The 17882-nt window shown below is 38.1% G+C and carries 17 protein-coding genes; 7 read left to right on the forward strand and 10 right to left on the reverse strand.

Annotated features, from left to right (window positions below; translation table 11 throughout):
- Positions 1–201: 201 nt before the first annotated feature.
- Together DNK84_RS14200 and DNK84_RS03340 are read right to left on the reverse strand one after the other, a co-directional pair.
- Positions 202–354, reverse strand: a complete 153-nt coding sequence (locus tag DNK84_RS14200; RefSeq protein ID WP_162902145.1) for a hypothetical protein — start codon at positions 352–354, stop codon at positions 202–204.
- Positions 332–676, reverse strand: coding sequence for a type II toxin-antitoxin system RelE/ParE family toxin (locus DNK84_RS03340; protein ID WP_119343157.1), 345 nt, complete (start codon positions 674–676; stop codon positions 332–334). Before DNK84_RS03340 ends, DNK84_RS14200 begins: the two co-directional genes overlap by 23 nt.
- 58 nt (positions 677–734) lie before the next feature.
- Here DNK84_RS03340 and DNK84_RS03345 point away from each other — a divergent pair, with 58 nt between their 5' ends.
- The 6 genes from DNK84_RS03345 to DNK84_RS03370 all read left to right on the forward strand — a co-directional run bounded on the left by DNK84_RS03345 (position 735) and on the right by DNK84_RS03370 (position 8898).
- On the forward strand, positions 735–2030 hold the full coding sequence (locus DNK84_RS03345) for an NAD(P)/FAD-dependent oxidoreductase (RefSeq protein ID WP_235826812.1): 1296 nt from the start codon (positions 735–737) through the stop codon (positions 2028–2030).
- A gap of 100 nt (positions 2031–2130) precedes the next feature.
- Complete coding sequence (locus DNK84_RS03350; RefSeq protein WP_208123247.1) at positions 2131–3090, forward strand: bifunctional riboflavin kinase/FAD synthetase; 960 nt, start codon at positions 2131–2133, stop codon at positions 3088–3090.
- Between the two features lie 5 nt (positions 3091–3095).
- Complete coding sequence (ileS, locus tag DNK84_RS03355) at positions 3096–5906, forward strand: isoleucine--tRNA ligase (protein WP_119343159.1); 2811 nt, start codon at positions 3096–3098, stop codon at positions 5904–5906.
- Positions 5893–6372, forward strand: a complete 480-nt coding sequence (lspA, locus tag DNK84_RS03360; RefSeq protein WP_119343160.1) for a signal peptidase II — start codon at positions 5893–5895, stop codon at positions 6370–6372. Before ileS ends, lspA begins: the two co-directional genes overlap by 14 nt.
- A 465-nt stretch (positions 6373–6837) precedes the next feature.
- Complete coding sequence (locus tag DNK84_RS03365) at positions 6838–7698, forward strand: helix-turn-helix transcriptional regulator (protein WP_119343161.1); 861 nt, start codon at positions 6838–6840, stop codon at positions 7696–7698.
- 69 nt (positions 7699–7767) lie between these two features.
- Positions 7768–8898: a hypothetical protein gene (locus DNK84_RS03370; RefSeq protein WP_119343162.1), complete on the forward strand. Its 1131-nt coding sequence runs from the start codon at positions 7768–7770 to the stop codon at positions 8896–8898.
- 369 nt (positions 8899–9267) lie between these two features.
- Here DNK84_RS03370 and DNK84_RS03375 read toward each other — a convergent pair whose 3' ends face one another.
- The 7 genes from DNK84_RS03375 to DNK84_RS03405 form a co-directional block, all read right to left on the reverse strand.
- Complete coding sequence (locus DNK84_RS03375) at positions 9268–9597, reverse strand: hypothetical protein (protein ID WP_119343163.1); 330 nt, start codon at positions 9595–9597, stop codon at positions 9268–9270.
- Between the two features lie 12 nt (positions 9598–9609).
- Positions 9610–11961: a type IV secretory system conjugative DNA transfer family protein gene (locus tag DNK84_RS03380; RefSeq protein ID WP_119343164.1), complete on the reverse strand. Its 2352-nt coding sequence runs from the start codon at positions 11959–11961 to the stop codon at positions 9610–9612.
- Positions 11958–12209 (reverse strand): IcmT/TraK family protein, encoded by a 252-nt coding sequence (gene icmT, locus DNK84_RS03385; RefSeq protein ID WP_119343165.1) that lies wholly within the window; start codon positions 12207–12209, stop codon positions 11958–11960. Before icmT ends, DNK84_RS03380 begins: the two co-directional genes overlap by 4 nt.
- A gap of 28 nt (positions 12210–12237) precedes the next feature.
- On the reverse strand, positions 12238–13431 hold the full coding sequence (locus DNK84_RS03390; protein ID WP_119343166.1) for a type IV pilus twitching motility protein PilT: 1194 nt from the start codon (positions 13429–13431) through the stop codon (positions 12238–12240).
- Positions 13419–14192, reverse strand: a complete 774-nt coding sequence (locus tag DNK84_RS03395) for a type IV secretory system conjugative DNA transfer family protein (RefSeq protein WP_119343167.1) — start codon at positions 14190–14192, stop codon at positions 13419–13421. The genes DNK84_RS03390 and DNK84_RS03395 overlap by 13 nt, the downstream gene beginning before the upstream one ends.
- On the reverse strand, positions 14176–14697 hold the full coding sequence (locus DNK84_RS03400) for a DotD/TraH family lipoprotein (protein ID WP_119343168.1): 522 nt from the start codon (positions 14695–14697) through the stop codon (positions 14176–14178). The genes DNK84_RS03395 and DNK84_RS03400 overlap by 17 nt, the downstream gene beginning before the upstream one ends.
- Before the next feature lie 532 nt (positions 14698–15229).
- Positions 15230–15625 (reverse strand): hypothetical protein, encoded by a 396-nt coding sequence (locus tag DNK84_RS03405; RefSeq protein WP_119343169.1) that lies wholly within the window; start codon positions 15623–15625, stop codon positions 15230–15232.
- Between the two features lie 309 nt (positions 15626–15934).
- Here DNK84_RS03405 and DNK84_RS03415 point away from each other — a divergent pair, with 309 nt between their 5' ends.
- Entirely contained in the window at positions 15935–17329 is a 1395-nt protein-coding gene (locus DNK84_RS03415; RefSeq protein ID WP_119343171.1) for a hypothetical protein, read from the forward strand.
- A gap of 14 nt (positions 17330–17343) precedes the next feature.
- Here DNK84_RS03415 and DNK84_RS03420 read toward each other — a convergent pair whose 3' ends face one another.
- Positions 17344–17763 (reverse strand): type IVB secretion system protein IcmW, encoded by a 420-nt coding sequence (locus tag DNK84_RS03420; protein ID WP_119343172.1) that lies wholly within the window; start codon positions 17761–17763, stop codon positions 17344–17346.
- Between the last annotated feature and the right edge of the window lie 119 nt (positions 17764–17882).

Consider the following 17882-nt stretch of genomic DNA (forward strand, 5'->3'; position numbering starts at 1 on the left):
TAGCTTTTTAGGCTCCAAGATAAGCATTCAGAAATAGCAAGGTTCTCCCAAGTTCCAAAGCAATCAGTTCATCTACCCGCTACGGACTCAGACCCCGGCACCTCCACGCATACTCGCCTTTACGTATTGCGTAGTGCTGATTTCAGGCAAATGAAAACCTTGATCAGGTGCGACGATGATATATTACGGGGCTCAATACCTTCACTTGCGTTGTGGCTGATAGACCGCCCTTACTACAGCTTCATAATGTTCGTTACCTTGCATTATGTGTAGTTCGGTTCCAGACTGGTGGCTAGCCTTTTTCTGGGCTGGATTGTCCAGCTTGATTGCCTTAGCTTTGCTTGGCGCACTCATTATTACCTCCTGATTTTAACTTAAGCCAATATTTCCGAGCTAATTTAATGTCATTTGACTGCGTCTTTTTATCTCCGCCAAGTAATAAAATGTAGATCACGTCAGACGTTTTTGCATAGTAAATGCGATAGCCTGGCCCAAATGGCAACCTAAGCTCAAATACACCATCACCAACATGCTTATGATCACCCTCATTGCCTAAATACAATCGATCAATTCGCCTGCGGATCCTCGCTTTAGCTACTTTATCTTTGATGTTATCCAGCCATATAGTAAAAGGCGCTTTACCGTCTTCGGTTTGGTATATACGTATCTGCCTCATAAACTCAATTGTAGCTTATAAACAACATCATGTAAACAAAAATGCCAAATATTGGTTTATGAGTAATACAAAATCACGTAAAGTAACGAACACACAGATCAATGAAAGCATAATAAGCATCATCATGCTACAGAATAAATACGATGTTTTAATCATTGGCGCAGGGCCCTCAGGGACAATTGCTGCGGCTTTACTTAAAAAAAAGGGTTATCATGTTGGCATCATCGAGGCCAGCAAATTCCCACGTTTTAGTATTGGTGAGAGCTTATTACCACAATGTATGATGATCCTGGAAAAAGCAGGCTTACTAACTGCCGTACAAAACGCGCATTTTCAATGTAAAAACGGTGCTGTGTTTGAATATCAAAAGCACCATACCGCCTTTAATTTTGAAGATAAATTCACACCAGGCTGGGATCATACTTTTCAGGTTGAACGGGCTAAATTTGATAAAATCCTTGCCGATGAGGTTGAAAAAAACGGGGTTGAAATTTATTACCAGCAAAAGGTTGTTGATGTTGATGTATCAGCACAAATACAACATATCAAAACCATAGATCAGCATAACGTACAACACCAATATCAGGCAAGATTTATTCTTGATGCCAGCGGGTTTGCCCGCGTACTGCCTAAACTGCTTGATTTAGATTGCCCAAGTGATTTCCCACCGCGCATGTCTTTATTTACCCATATTAAGGATAATATTAAAACAAATGCATTTGATCGTAACAAAATTCTCATCACGGTACACCCACAAAATCGTAATATCTGGTTTTGGCTGATCCCTTTTCAAAATAATAAAGCCTCTATCGGTGTTGTTGCAGAAAGCAGGTATCTTTTACCCGATATTGACCCTAAAACACAACTGAAAAAATTAGTTTATGAAACCCCTGGCATGTCTTGCTATTTACAACATGCCAACTGGTCTGAAACCGTGCAATCCATCCATGGATTTTCAAGCAATGTCAAAAGCTTATATGGCCAAGGCTTCGCGCTTTTAGGAAATGCCGGTGAGTTTTTAGACCCTGTTTTTTCCTCAGGTGTGACCATTGCCATGAAATCAGCTGAGCTTGCAAGCACTGCTCTTGATAAACAACTTCGTGGGCAAAAAGTTGACTGGGAGAAAGATTTTGCCAAACCACTGCAATTTGGTGTTAATACATTTAAAGCCTATGTAAATGCCTGGTACAATCATGACCTGCAGGATATTATTTTTGCTAAAACGCAACCTGCACATATTAAACAAAAAATATGCGCCGTACTGGCAGGCTATGCCTGGGATTCAAACAATGATTATACAGTACATGCGCAAAGAAAATTAGCGCGTTTGGCGCAAGCCTGCCGCCAATTATAATTTACTTAAGATTGAAAAGCGTTTGGCTTTGTATCATAATAAGCAACCAGTTATGAAACAAATAAAAAAACAGCTAAACCTGGCATAGGCGGGTAAAGCATTGGATTTGAAACAAAGCATGCGACTTCTTCGATTTGCAGATATAAAACAAACAACAAATACAGCGCCGAGTATTGTCACTATTGGTAACTTTGATGGCATTCACCTTGGGCATCAATATATCCTGCAAAAGGTCTCTACATTTGCCAAAGCACAAAAGGCAAAATCAACAGTCATCTGCTTTGAGCCTCAACCTAAAGAGTTTTTTATGGGCGAAAATGCCCCTGCAAGAATTACGCCATTTAGAGATAAGATGCTAAATTTTCAAAAAGCAGGTATTGATCAAGTGCTTTGTTTAAGCTTCAATCAAAAGCTAGCCACCTTAACGCCTGATGCATTTGTGCAAAAAATCCTGGTCGATGGATTACATGCAAAACATGTGGTAATCGGTGATGATTTTCGCTTTGGTTTTCAAAGACAAGGTGATTATCAATATCTTAAAAAGCTTGGCCAGCAGTATGGTTTTGATGTCAGCAGCACATCATCCTATTTGCAGGAAAATACACGTATTAGCAGCAGCATCATTCGTACCTATCTTCAACATGGTGAGTTTGATCGCGCCTTTGCCTTGCTAGGCAGACGCTATAGCTTAAGTGGACGCATTCACCATGGCAATAAAAATGGACAAAAGCTTGGCTTTCCTACCATTAATATCCCCATGCCGACAAAAGTTGCTGTTTCAGGGGTTTATGCAGTAAAAGTCCACTTAAAACACAAAGTCTGTTATGGCGTTGCTAATATTGGTATACGACCGACTGTCTGTGGCAAAATGCGCCTACTGGAGACTTATATTTTCGATTTTAATCATGACTTATACGGTCAATATGTTACGATTGAATTTCTCAAATTTATTCGCGCTGAGAAAAAATTTACCGACTTTGATGCACTGGTTACACAGATACAAAGTGATAAAGAAATCGCAAAAAGTTGGATACAAAAAAATATGATAATAAAAGGTTAGAAACAATGGCAGATTATAAAAGCACGCTAAACTTGCCAAAGACATCGTTTTCGATGAAGGCAAACCTGGCGCAAAAAGAACCCATGCGCTTGAACCAATGGTATAAAGACAATACTTACCAGAAAATCCGCCAGCATTTTGCCGGTAGAGATAAGTTTATCTTACATGATGGCCCACCTTATGCCAATGGTGATATTCACGTGGGTCATGCGGTCAATAAAATTCTAAAGGACATGATTATTCGTGCCAAGACCTTGTCTGGCTTTGATGCCCCATATGTGCCTGGCTGGGATTGTCATGGTCTGCCAATTGAGTTACAGGTAGAAAAACAAATTGGTAAACCTGGTGTTAAAGTTGATGCCAACAAATTCCGCAAAGAGTGTCGTAAATATGCAACAAAACAAATCAAGCGCCAGATGAAAGACTTCCAGCGCCTGGGTGTTTTAGGTGACTGGGATCATCCTTATACGACAATGCGCTTTGACTATGAAGCCAACCTTATACGCGTCTTGGCAAAAATTATTGATAATGGTCATCTGACCAAAGGCTTTAAGCCTGTCAACTGGTGTTGTGAATGCGCATCAGCATTAGCAGAAGCCGAAGTTGAATACAAAGAAAAAACCTCGCCTGCGATTGATGTGAAATTCAATATTGATAACCCACAGCAATGGGCAAATGCCTTTGGTTTATCTGCTATTTCAAAGCCTGCTTCAATTGTGATATGGACCACAACACCTTGGACATTACCTGCCAATGAAGCAATTGCGGTACATAATGAGATTACTTATGCGCTTGTTGATATTAATGCGCAATATATTATCGTTGCCAAAGACTTACTTGATAATGTCTTATCAAGAACAAATATTGATAATTATCATATTGTGGCAGAAACGACAGGTAAAGAACTTATAGGCCTTTTTGCACATCACCCTTTTTACCAAAAGAAAGTGCCTATCCTGCATGGTGATCATGTGACCACAGATTCAGGAACAGGTGCTGTTCATACCGCACCTGCCCACGGGGTTGAAGATTTTACGGTTGCTAAAGCCAATAATCTGCCCTTAGATAACAACCCGGTTGATAATCAAGGCTATTTTAAAGAACACATTGATTTTTTTGCCAAACGGTTTGTGTTGGATGCTAATGATGCAGTGATTGAAAAGCTTAAAGCCAATGACTGCTTGTTAGCGCATCATCGCTTAGATCACAGCTATCCACATTGCTGGCGCCACAAAACACCTTTAATTTTTCGCGCCACACCACAATGGTTTATCAGTATGGATAAGGCAAACCTGAGAGAAAAAGCAGCCAAAACCATTGAAGACACGACATGGCTGCCATCCTGGGGGAAAAATCGAATTGAGGCAATGATGAAAGACCGCCCGGATTGGTGTATCTCTCGCCAAAGAACATGGGGCACGCCACTGCCTTTATTCGTCAATAAAGAAACAGGCGAGCTTCATCCAAATACGTCAGAAATTATGGAGAAAGTAGCCAAGCTCATTGAAAAAGGCGGCATCGAAGCCTGGTTTGAAGCCGATAATAGCGAGTTTATTGAAGATCTTGAGCACTATGAACGTGTCACCGACACACTTGATGTCTGGTTTGACTCAGGCGCTTCTAACGCTTGTGTTGTTGAAGCCAATGAACAACTACGCTTTCCTGCTGATCTTTATCTTGAAGGCTCAGATCAACATCGCGGCTGGTTTCAAACATCAATGCTGACAAGTCTTGCCCGTTGTGGCAAAGCGCCTTACAAAGAAGTGTTAACGCATGGTTTCACGGTTGATGCACAAGGGCGCAAAATGTCAAAATCCTTGGGTAATGTCATCTCGCCACAGGATGTTGTGAATACATTAGGTGCGGATATCCTAAGGCTTTGGGTTTCATCAACGGATTATCGCTCTGAGATGACCGTATCAGATGAGATTTTAAAAAGAACGGCCGACACTTACCGGCGCCTAAGAAATACCGCGCGTTTCTTGTTATCTAACTTAAATGGATTTAACCCTGAAACGGATCTTGTTGAATTTGATCAGATGGTAGCCTTAGATAAATGGGCAATAGCTTGTGCTTATGAAACACAACAAAAGATTATCAACGCTTATGATCACTATCATTTTCACACCGTTGCCCAGCAGATTCACCACTTCTGCTCAATTGAAATGGGCAGCTTTTATTTGGATGTGATCAAAGATCGTCAATACACCGCCAAGGCTGATGGCCAGGCAAGAAAATCCGCCCAAACGGCGATGTATCATATCGTGCAAGCACTGGTGAGGTGGTTATCTCCCATCTTGTGTTTTACTGCCGATGAAATTTATGCGGCAATTCCTGGTGAGAATAAACAGCCACTTATCCTATGCCAGTGGTATGATCAATTACAAACACTCGCTAAAACCGATGAGCTTAACCTTCAGTTCTGGCAGCAAATCCAACAAGTCAGAAGTGAAACGAATAAACTACTTGAATCAATGCGCACACAGGATCAGCTCGGTGCCTCATTAGAGGCAAATGTCACACTTTATGCTAAAGGCAAGCTTTATCAGGACTTAGCAAAACTTCAAGATGAGCTTCGGTTTGCCTTAATCGTCTCTAAAGCACAGGTTATTGAAAGTGAAGGTGCTCCTGAGGATGCCATTAAAACACAGATCGATGGTCTTTACATTCATGCTGAGAAATCCAGCGCCCCTAAATGTGCACGCTGCTGGCATCGCCGTGAGGATGTTGGCACACATGCGGAGTATGACGATATTTGCGGGCGTTGTATTGAAAACATAACCACTGAAAAAGGGGAAAACCGTGCGTTTGCGTAACTCGCAGCTTCGCTGGATATGGCTTAGTGTCTTTATTATTACCCTGGATTTATGCACTAAATTCTGGGCAAGCACGGCGCTCACCTATGCAACACCAGTGAAAGTATTGCCCTTTTTCAATTTAACCTTACTGCATAATTACGGTGCCGCTTTTAGCTTTCTAAGTAATGCCAATACCTTTTGGCAGGTGATTTTACTTTCTTTTATTGCCATTGCCGTTTCAGCAGTGATCATAATCTGGTTGATACGCCTGCCTAGAAATAAAAACATCACTGCGTTAAGCCTTGCGCTTATTTTAGGAGGTGCACTTGGTAATCTTTATGATCGACTGTATCACGGCTATGTAATTGATTTCTTAGACTTTCATATCAATCAATACCACTGGCCTGCCTTTAATATTGCTGACTCTGCGATTTGTGTTGGTGCTGCTGTACTCATCATAATAAGCTTTACAAATAATAAATAAGTATCCACATCGGAGAGGTTATATCTTATTTTAAAGTCTCTTTAATAAAACTAAACTTTCATTCAATAACAATCATTACAATTTCTCTTGGTAATCCTATAAAGTATCTCATTGTAAGTGCAAAGGTTTAATCTTTTATGTAAACAGTAGAAACTTAAAGGAGTATAGAGGATGTCACAAAGTGATTTTACAACTTATTTACACACGCTATTTTATATAATATTGAAAACTAACTAAGAAAGTAAAATAAAAAAAATACTTAAGCTATTTTAAGACTTTATATGATCTTTATGTAAACACGATGTGGAAAAATACGTAACTATACGTATTTCAAAATACTCAGCTATAGATATGATATTAACCAACAAATGGAAATGATCTTAATTTTTAACTTGTTGCTACTTACTATGATGCAAGAAAAAACCGACACCAAAAAATACTGACCAAAAATAAGAAGGCGCTCCCATGTATATTACAAATGACAGAAACTTATATCAAATAAAGAATCTCACCACACTAACCCTTGAAGATAAACTCGTACTGGAAAACATTGCAAAACAATCTGCAAAAAGTTTGCATCATAACACACACCACAAAATGTTGAGTGCACTTGGTGTAGTCGATGTTGCTGTTTGCCGTGTTTTTAAAAAAAGCTCAAGAAAAGCTGTTTTTTACAGTTGTGTTAGTAAACAAGCAAGAAATCATCATTTACAACAGTTTTTCACATTACAATTATGGAAACATCCAGTCTTTAAGTCAATCAAGTATAAGCTACCAGGTGGTTATGCTGCTTATTCCAAAATTTATTCAAAGAAGCAACATCTTACGGATTTTTCTGGTAAAATTTACAACAAGCATCCAGAAGGTGAAGAAACAATAATGCACTTTTTTGAACATGCATTTGAAAACCATAAAGATATTTTTATTTTCTATGTTCAAAAGAAAACGACACTTACAACCACTTTTACCCCATCTATAGAAAATCTAATGGATAAGCTTTCAAACTATATACGGTTAATCTACCAGGAAAACAGCTATCCTTTATTTCTGGTTGATTTTCCTAAAATATCCCGCGCTGATTGTAAAAATGATCTTCGCTTTTTTCCTTGTACACCTAAACCTTGTTTGTCATCTCAAGCAGTGCAGCTAACGAAAAAACAAATTGCTTACGCACAATATATTAAACTAGGATTTAGCAATAAGGAAATCGCAACAAGAATGCATAAAGCAGTTCGCACCATAGAAGATGCCGTCAGTGAGCTTAAATATTTAGCAGGAGTTCAAACCAAAGAGCAGCTGGTGTCATTTTTGCGCGTGTTTTTATAATTTTTCCCGCTGTGTGATAAGTTTCACAAAAATATACTTTTAGGTCTTCAACATTTCAAAGGTAGTAATATGAAAAATAAACGAAAGCTTACTTTCACTATCAGTCTTTTTTTGTTTAGCACGGTTAATATAGCAAAGGCCGACCACGACCTATACTTTGGCATTACTAATTGTGGTCCAGATCAAATTACATTAGTATCTGCAGGTAATGACCATGGTGATGACTTTGGTACAAAAACAATTTCCGCCGGAACGCATAACCGCTGGACATTTGATGCACAAGGTGATACTTTGAGTAGCTTCATTCAGGGTATGAATATTAATGGTAACGATGAATATCATATTGAATATGCAATGAATCATGGCCATGGTAAAAATATGGACGTAATTAAGACTACACAATCAGATGATGGAAGTACACAACTGCTTGTCAGAACAGGGTCAGAAAATGTTTTAAATGCATATTATATACATGTTAATAGGCGCGGAACAGATTCCTATTATGGCGATGTTGCCGTTTTTCTCCCACCACAAGGTTATGATTATAAAAATTTCCCTTTTGACTTGGAGGGGTGCGCTTACTTTCTTGGTCAAAAGGCTTATAAATACAACATTAAGAATAAAACACATTATAGTGTAACGGTAAAAGAAGGGAATAACCCATTAGGAACAATTTCCTCTAACAGCAACTATACGCTTAATGAAAGCTATTTTTCTGGTAATAAACAAATTGATCTTTATATTAAGGGAAATTTATACCAAAGTCTTACACTCAACAGTGTAAGTGGCGTAAGCTCTTTAATATCACCTCCATCTACAGATTATATTAAGGTGTCTTCATCAGGTACCTCAGACCTTAATGGCAACGAGATGACAATAACTATCAACCCAACAAGCGCTCCTTTAACTGCCTGCTCAGTGGGAAATATAAGCTCCAAAGCAAGTATTGTCTTTAATCAGCTTGATCCTAGTTCAAATGCTGATATCGGCGACAGAATTAAAGTTGTTGTCACACCTGAAAATAGCAATGTGATAAGCTGCGAATTAGATTATAATATGAGCTCAAAAGCCTGGCAGGCCAATGGAAATTGCTCGCCTGATATAAATACAAAACTAGAAAATAGCAATACATTTTATCTATTATGCACAGGTGTTAACTGCTCTTACGATACTTACTGCAATACAGCAAGCTTTGCTTAAAATCCACATTAAATCATCTCACCTATCTCAAGCGACACAAAAGATCACATAAGTGTAACTTGCTGGTGTTACGCACTTTCTATTTTTGCATATTACTTCTCAAGAATTTCTTATTAATTCTACACAAATACCTTCAGTGCCATTACTCCCGAAAAGCAAAGCTTTGGCGGGAAGTCCACTCAAGGATTGCTCCTTAGTAATGACGATTTTAGCCTTTATACAATGCCCAGTCTAACAGCAGAAGAAGGATATGGCTATAATCGCTTTAAGCTACCAACAATCATCACGTGGATTGATAAAGGTGTGGCTTATGTAAGGATGATGCTCCTCTAGTAGCCATTGCGCTTGCCAGGCACAGATAACATGGCTTCAGCAACTTAATTGAATTACATTATCCTGGGTGTTTTCCATTATTTTCTCAAGCTGGTTTACCAAGAAAAAAACTAATAAAATACCCTTTTCCAAACTAATACTTCCTGTTATTTCTCTTTTAAATAAAGCTTCAGGATTTGGCTTTTCTGCAAGATCAAAACGAAAGCCTAACGTATACTCTACTAGATCCTGACACTGTTCAATCATCAGTGGCACATAGCCCTTAGGGCTTATGGCTATTTCAATGGGTATAACCTCTCCATCCTTTTTAAAAGTCAACGATCTATTTTGTGCAATTTTTTGCAATATCTGGCAAATCTTATCCATCTTTTCACTCGTTTATATCGTTAATGCAACTTCCAGACAGGCTTCAAGCTGATTTTTATCTGTATTATAATCATAAAAAACATCGTAAGTTGTTGCCTGACATAACTGCTCGTATAGTTTTACTTGAAATTGTGGCACCTTTGATAAACTCACCCCATAGCTAATCGCTAACTTAAAGGCAAAATCACTTAAAGCCTGATGATCCAATATTGTGTTGGTGAAAACAGGGTTACTCGCATCAAAGTAGACGCTATCAAGGCGCGTTTCTACTGGAATATCTGTAAATAGCAAACTTTTTTCAATAAGCGTGTCGATACTTATTTCACCACCATCTGCTGTTGTTTTTTCTTGTAAGGCCTGTCTTGCCACCTGTTGTATCTGGTTATCCTGTTTATCATCAGCCTTTGTCAGGATCTGGTAATAATCAGTGGTAAGATCATTTGTTTCATCAATATTTACTTCTTTAAGTTTTTCAATTAACTGATATATCAGCGTTTGTTGCAGATTTTTACGCTTGGGCATATTAATATTAAGCTTTGCCAGTGAGCTTAGCTGTGACATTATTTGTTTTTTAGGTGGTTCAACACGCAAGAATTCGTTTAGGCGTACTTCTTTGACTTTAGGCGGATTCGCAAAAAACATTCGTGTACGCACAATTTGTGATTGGAAAAAAACATGTGCCTCGCCTGGTCTTTGATCTTTTAAATCCATTAAATCAATACGGCCACGTTTATCAATGCTGGCCTCACGTGTATCACGATACCCCATTGAAGTCGCACTGTCCATTGTATAACTTTTGGCCGCTGAAACATATGCCTCCCCTGCACTTTTATTAAAGAAGTCCCAAGTCTCAACAGGGTCCTCAAGCTTCATACAGATTTTAATATTTGTATTGGCGCCAATTGAAGCGGCTTCTTCTTTTGAGGCCTTTTGTAAAGCAGGTAAATCTTGGCCTGCGAACACAACCGAGAAACCTAATGATCTGGCCTGTGCTGGAACAACGGCAAAACCAGGAACCGCATAGTAGCCATATTCATCTAAAATACATAAATAAGGTGTTTTCGCATTGGTTGGTTTTGATTCAATAATTTTTTCATATTCACCTTGAACTTGACTGCCTAAACCTGAAGCTAACATTGCTTTTAATGAAGCAATAATCAGTTTCCCCAGGTTTGCCAACTCATCAGGTGACTTCTCTAATGCTGGCAAAAGTACAACTAAAATGCGGCGGTTTAAGACAACGTCGTTAAAATCGACTTCTGCCAGATTTGTTTTCATGATATGCGCATAAACATCAGCCAATGAACCAAATACACGTGTTAACTGCATGGTAATATATCCATGCTGTTCATAAGCTTTATCTGGCTGTTGACCTTTTTTTGACTTCTGATAACCTGGCAAGGTTGCCAAATAATTCATCAAAGGGTCTAACACTGCAAAAGGGATTTTTTGTGTGATTTCTACAGGATTATCATACTGATCAACAGCCTGTGCATCAAATACCAGCTTTTCTAAAACCTGCAATGTAAAATAACGCCTGATAAGTCCCGCATCCAAAAGAATATAGCCTTCATCTCTTAAATAGACAAGCACACGCATCAAAGCTTCAACAAATGCAATTGCACGGCCTTTCCACATATCACCATCACCTGAGCTTTTAGAGTCTCCCAACAAACTCACAATCAAGTTCGATAACATACTGGATGAACCTGAAGCAAATGGGTTTAATGTATTTGAAATCGCAACATCCTGTGGACCAAAAATATCACTTGCCCCAGTCATATAGTTAATCACTAACAAATCATCTTCGCGCCCAAGGCTTCGCACCATCGAAAATATTTTGGCATAAGTGATGTTATCACCCTTACCATCGACATAGATAAAACCACTACCTTGAACCAGTGAATTATATGCAATCGAGATCAGGCTTTCTGTCTTACCACTACCCGTTGAGCCAAAGATCAAGGCATGCGTACGCATATCATCATTATTAAACCACAGCTGGCTGTCTGTATTGATTTCATTTCCAAAATGATAAATGCCACGAGCTTTTTGTGGCTCATCACTGCCAGGCTGTAAGTCATGCTTATCTTTTTTCCCACTGACAATAGGTAATTTAAAGGGTAAAACAGGTGCATCCCAAAAAACATACCAAAAGGTTAAAAAAGCCAAGACTAAACAGATGTCACTGATAATTGGTAATAAAAGTGCCACGAGAAAAAAACCTGCCATTACAAATATTGACCCTGTTCGTGATAATAAAAAATCATTAAACTGAACTAATAATGGCCTGGTATCCCGAATAGAAGCTGAACCCCTGGTTTCATGCTTGGCTGATACCCCGCGAAATGATATTTTTTTCACAAGCGTTTAACCCTTATTTTTGCTTTACCAATTACAAGACTTGCCAAAATCCTTAAAAACACACGCAATGAGATATTAAAGCGATATAAAAGGCAGAAGAAAATCACGCTTAAAACACAAATAGAAAAAGTCCAGATTGCTGGATGTAAAAAAAAGATTAAAAAAGTAATCGCCGCTTTGGCATCAATTACAAATAGCATAGGCTGATAACCTGAGTCGCGCCAATGCGCACTGGTACTTGATTTCATTTTTTACCTCTTCTTTGAATCATTTCCTTCATGTGGCACAACCTGCTTTTGTACTCAATAACGCTTCTTGATTACTACTGTTATGCGATTTAAACAACAAACCACTTTCTGCTTTAGAGACCTGAGCATTGGATGATTCTGGACAAAGGCTATTATAGGTTTCTTTACTAATCTTATTTTTCTGATAAGCACTTAATGCCGATTTATAAAAAGATTGCCCATGTGTTAAAAATGAGGCTTTTAATGTTTTATCAATATCTGGCAACTGCATATCAACAAGCTTTTGCCGTAACGCATCATCAAAAACAATATACTCTCGTAATGCCACAAGTTGTCCATCAATACCTGGTACTAATTTCTGCCAGACAACGGTATCCATTAATTGAATCAGATCATACATTCTGGCTTGTCGTTGTTCAGAAGGAAACATCACCAGCATCCGGCGGATCGCGTCTACCACACCTTTACTATGCAACGTTGTCATTACCGTATGGCCAGTTAATGCTGCCTCCATCACAGCATCTAAAGTTTCTTTATCACGCACCTCACCGACCATGATAATATCAGGTGTTCGGCGAAGTGCGTTTCTCACCCCTTGTGAAAAACTGGATAAATCCCGTGGCACTTCAGTCTGACTAATAATCGATTGGCCATTACAATCGTCAAAAATAAATTCAATCGGTGATTCATAGGTTAAAATTTTCAGATTTTTTACCTGTGATAAATGCGCTATCACACTGGCAATAAGTGTTGATTTACCAGAACCCGTTGCTCCAGTTACCAATACTAAACCTTCAGGATCACGCAAGCTCTTCGCTAATTTATCTTCCAGGTGATGCTCTGGTAGTGGCTTTGGATTATGCGGGATAACACGCATGGAAATCTGAATTCCACCTGATTGCCCATCATGGCATTTGGTAATATTTACGCGAAAATGATGCCCGTTTTGATGACAATGATAAGCAAAGTCAATTTCGCCCTTACGTCCAACTTCACTGTCAATGTTGGCACCATATAGAAATTTGGCAACCGCACGAACTTCGTAATCCATAATATTACGTGGCGTTAGCTTTATCAATTGCCCATGCAATGTAATAAAAACAGGCCGGTTTGATTGCAAAGTAATCTCAGAAGATCCTTGATCAACAACAACGCCAGCAAGCTGTAAAAAATTATCACCAGATAAAAAGCTTGGAAGCGTAATTTGTGTTAAATCGTGCATGCCTGTAACCTAGTTTTACTTGAGCGCTCAATAACTGGCTGCCATAGTTTCGCATTATCAAGCAACTGAGGCTGCTTGGTAATCTGCCAGGTTAAATCATCAATATTCATCTGGTTTGGCCCACCGGTAATACCGCTATCAACATGCTTAACATAAGGCAAGCTCACCATATTACTTAGTAATAAACGTCGATATAGCAACATGCCATTAAAATCTCTCACCAGTTTATTTGCCTGGATATTAAAAATGGCTTTTCCTTGATTTACGCCTAAATACCATGCTTTTACTAATTGCTTTTCCCATAATGTTTTCTCATCATCATTTTTGGGGAGTAATGAAGCATCTGGAAGCTCTGGCATCTGGTAACTCATCCAAAGATAATCGCGCCAATTTGGCGCAGTTGATGCAAAGCGTGCCCTTTGAATAATCGTATATTGCTGACCAACAAACCGAATTTTTTGTTGGCTGTCATGCACATTCACCGTATTTGACGCTTGTTGTAACACAGGTGGCAATACATGATCTGGCAACATTAATCGATTAAAAACAAATACGCGATCCAGATAGCCTGACATGCCTTTTAATGCATGATCAATAACTTGTGATACCCAGAAAAGCCCAGCCTGGCTGCCATATGACATTGCCGCCTGCTTTATCGCCTTTTGTCGAATCGTTTCATTTTGATAAGCAACCTGAGCTGTTGGCGTATTAACTGATTGAATAAGCTTATCTAGCGCTGTTGTATCAACCGGCATCATCATTTAAATACCTTAATGTGATTACTTTTTGTTTGACGTTGATAAAAATTTTGGCTTGTGTCCCTATTTGTGCATCTAAGTTAGCAATAAAGTTAATCGCAAGGTCCTCTTTAGGCGCATCCACATCACCAATTGCGACTAAAATTGGGAATTTTGGGTTTTTACCATATATCTGAAAATCATAGCCAACCTTTGTCGTAATTTCTTTTAATAGTGGTGCTATCGGCCCATACCATTGCAATGCTAAAGGTTGGTGCAAGGCTTCACTTTTAACATCTGTATTCATCTTATGAACAATGCCATATTTTGCTTTGTCACTTAATGCTAATAGTTGATAAGCATCAGTAATTTTTTCAGATGATACGGCCAGCTTTTGTTTAACTTCTTTATCTATTTCAAACTCTTTTTTCGCTAACGGATACTGCTTTTTTGGTGCTGTAGAGCACCCTGATAACACACCAATAATAATCAAAAAAACAGTTAGCACTTTTATAAAGTGACGCCTCATACCTATTTCCCCATATTTCACACTATGCTAAAAACTTTTTATACTTACATCAGCAATTTTGTCAGCATTTAGCATTGATTATGTTTACTATATAACTTCATTTCTATTTGTTCGCTTATCATCCTATAAAACTCATTCCATCACAACGTGGGAAAACCGCAGCAGCAGATAAATTGGTTGTTAATTTATCCGCTAAGGTTTATATATTGTTACCAGGAATATTGTTGTTATTTTGTTGAGGATTATTTTGCTGCTCATTATTCATAAATAGATACCCACGGGCTAAGCCCGTGGGTATCTATATTGTGGCATTGTATAATTTCCTTCCTATTATTCTTGTGTAAGTAGCAAGGAGAAATACTATCGTAAAAGTAATATAAAAAACGTGGGAAAACAACCTATATGATAAGGGTTAAAGGCAATTTTCTCCTATAGATTGATCATAAATCTCATCTTGAGACTTAAAGAAAATATATTTATAGCAAGCTTTACTATCTTTGATTGCGAAATATGCTTCACAGATTTTTTTTTGTTACCTATTGCTTTGATCATATCTCGCTCTAGAAATTCTTCCTTCACTACCTTCTAAACTCCCATACATCGCATAATAACGCATTGCGCTAAAGCTAACTTTCTCATTAGATTTACCTCGGGGCAGTAAGAAGTCTCGAAAACTTGAAAAATTCCCCTCATCACCATCTAGAATATTTTTCAAGTATTTCATTGTTTCTGTCGTGCCAGTAGGTCTTGAGTAAAAATGCGTTTTATATTTCTGACAAGCCACCTGGAGCAGTTTTTGAAATGTATCCGCTTGAGATATACCAGAATACTTATGATGCTTAACACCTAATTGCGCCTTTAGCGTGTCTTTTAACATCTCTAAGGCTTGCTTGATAATTGGTGCTCTTCCCTGCGTACTACTTTCCATTATGCCTCCTGCTGTTAACAACCCAAAACAAATGTCAAACTAAAACCATATTAAACTGAAACCTATTTCTTATATATCTTTTTTGTTGTCTGCAAAAATGCTACCAAACCCGTGCTATAAGTTCCAAGGTTTTTCTGATAACAAACAAGCATAAAGAAAACGTGGTTAAACCGTAATGCAGTTTATACTGATTTCGTTTAACCTGTAAAACCAAAACATATAAATCATAATACGGCAAGGAAGCATCATAAAACCAGATAAGCGGATGGTAGCCACCTTGCAAAATATTTTTCACAAGGAGCTAAAAACGTGAACGATAATCAAATACCTTTATTATCAGAAGAACAGCAAAGTCATCAAAACATCATAATAGATGAGCTATTACCCTCAAATGACATTATCAGTTTATTCCAACAAATTTATGCCACATCTTCCCCTTCTATTAAAGATATGATTCAAAAGATTATTAAAGATTATGATACCTATCAAAATGGCGATAGAACCCGTATTTCAGGGCACAATTTATCATTATTTAACCTTCTTGAAAAAGTGGATAAAAACGCATTCTTATCGAAAGAGAAATATCATACTGATTTAATTAAAAAATATGCCAGTGGTGAAAATAATTACTATAAAAGTGTTTTGTTTATAAGCGCACTTATTGGTGCAACCACCGGTTATACGTTTGGTATCAATATCAAGTTATTAATTGATGCATCACAAGAAGCAGAATCGATTGCTGCTTATACTTGTGCCGCTGCTGCCACGGCATTATTTACTTTGTTTAACTATGCTGGCTGGCGTGAAGCTTTTCAACAGCTTCGGTTATTACAGCTACAAAAGTCATTTGAAGGCAGAATGCCGAAAGTCAAGCCTCTCATATTTGCAACGCTTTCAGCTATTTTAGGTGGTATTGCTGATACTTTCTTGGTTCTAAGTAGCAAAGACCAGCTGATCAACCGTGGAATAAGCGTTACAAGTGGTATATTTGCAGGCATTGCTACAATGGGGCCTATTATGGTGGAGACATTTGACCTGGCAATAAAAGCACAAAAAACATCACTTAGAAACTTATCTTCTCAAACAGCACTTTTAGCTGCATTTGCATTTTTTGTGTCTTTTTGTTTTGAGTTACCCACAACCTATCAGGCAATGATTTCCAAAGATAAACCTGGCACTGCCAATCAACTCATTAAGTGGGGACTTATTCCAATGAATATTCCAGGGCTTTTATTATTTAGTAATGCAACATATGAAACCCTGAAAGGCTTTAGCCATCCATTAACTGCAGCTAGAAGCCTTACACAGAATATTAAAGACTACTGGGAAAATAATAAAATGAATTTAATGAATATTATGTTGAGCTTCATCTGTGCTATAACAACCTCTGCATGCTTGTTGGCAACCGCCGAGCAATTATCCGCTGACTTTGGTCAAGCTTTTACAACGATTACTGAGATTTTTGCCTTTATCGCCGGCACAATTGTTTGGGGAAGCGGCTGTGTAAAACTATTTCCCTACAAAGAGAAAGAACAGGAATTTACATCTAAAAACGACATCAGCAATAATAAAATTTTTTTCCAAAATCAGTCTAATGAAAACAATGAAACAAAAAGTGTCACTTTACCACCACAAAAAGACAACCTTGCTTTTTTTAATCAACATCAACAAAGCTTTGAGCGAAGCCATAGCTGTGAATGGTAAAAAAATAAGTAAACTCATTCAATGCAAATCTGGATTTCCTCCATTATTCGATTATTAAAAACCTGGCTTAAAATCTGCATTTTCTCAAAGGCGATATTACGCTTTTTGAATCTTGCAACAAATGTTTGGTGCTGATTTTCATTAATATATCTCATCAATGGCTGAATAAAATCTTCGTTATGCTGGCGTAGGGAATGAAAAGCATATAACATCACCAAAGGGTCAAGACAGTCACAAAGCTTTAATAAAGCCTCTGCGCGAGCATCTGTATACTCAAGAGATTTAAAACGTTCAATTACCGCTTCAAGCTTTTTTATCTGCCAATCAGCTAAAGGTTCTCTTTTTACTTCATCAAGATTCATCAAAGCAACGTTTAATAATCCATCATCATATTGATGCCAAAGCTGTGCTATTTTCTCTTTAAACACTTCCATCACTACACCTTTTCTCGTTTTATTGTGTTGATTCTCTCTGTACACGATGATTTTCTCATTTGAGTAGCTCCTGTAGCGGTCGGTTTAAAATTTTAAGACAAAGCTTAAAGTCTCTTATT

It is taken from the genome of Facilibium subflavum, assembly GCF_003574485.1.
In the GTDB taxonomy this organism is placed as follows: Bacteria; Pseudomonadota; Gammaproteobacteria; order Francisellales; family Francisellaceae; genus Facilibium; species Facilibium subflavum.

What these genes read in the sequence shown, in the direction of transcription:
- DNK84_RS14200 (WP_162902145.1), bottom strand. Translation starts at nt 354, where the DNA reads ATGAGTGCGCCAAGCAAAGCTAAGGCAATCAAGCTGGACAATCCAGCC.
- DNK84_RS03340 (WP_119343157.1), bottom strand. Translation starts at nt 676, where the DNA reads ATGAGGCAGATACGTATATACCAAACCGAAGACGGTAAAGCGCCTTTT.
- DNK84_RS03345 (WP_235826812.1), top strand. Translation starts at nt 735, where the DNA reads ATGAGTAATACAAAATCACGTAAAGTAACGAACACACAGATCAATGAA.
- ileS (WP_119343159.1), top strand. Translation starts at nt 3,096, where the DNA reads ATGGCAGATTATAAAAGCACGCTAAACTTGCCAAAGACATCGTTTTCG.
- DNK84_RS03365 (WP_119343161.1), top strand. Translation starts at nt 6,838, where the DNA reads ATGTATATTACAAATGACAGAAACTTATATCAAATAAAGAATCTCACC.
- DNK84_RS03370 (WP_119343162.1), top strand. Translation starts at nt 7,768, where the DNA reads ATGAAAAATAAACGAAAGCTTACTTTCACTATCAGTCTTTTTTTGTTT.
- DNK84_RS03375 (WP_119343163.1), bottom strand. Translation starts at nt 9,597, where the DNA reads ATGGATAAGATTTGCCAGATATTGCAAAAAATTGCACAAAATAGATCG.
- icmT (WP_119343165.1), bottom strand. Translation starts at nt 12,209, where the DNA reads ATGAAATCAAGTACCAGTGCGCATTGGCGCGACTCAGGTTATCAGCCT.
- DNK84_RS03390 (WP_119343166.1), bottom strand. Translation starts at nt 13,431, where the DNA reads ATGCACGATTTAACACAAATTACGCTTCCAAGCTTTTTATCTGGTGAT.
- DNK84_RS03395 (WP_119343167.1), bottom strand. Translation starts at nt 14,192, where the DNA reads ATGATGATGCCGGTTGATACAACAGCGCTAGATAAGCTTATTCAATCA.
- DNK84_RS03400 (WP_119343168.1), bottom strand. Translation starts at nt 14,697, where the DNA reads ATGAGGCGTCACTTTATAAAAGTGCTAACTGTTTTTTTGATTATTATT.
- DNK84_RS03405 (WP_119343169.1), bottom strand. Translation starts at nt 15,625, where the DNA reads ATGGAAAGTAGTACGCAGGGAAGAGCACCAATTATCAAGCAAGCCTTA.
- DNK84_RS03420 (WP_119343172.1), bottom strand. Translation starts at nt 17,763, where the DNA reads ATGGAAGTGTTTAAAGAGAAAATAGCACAGCTTTGGCATCAATATGAT.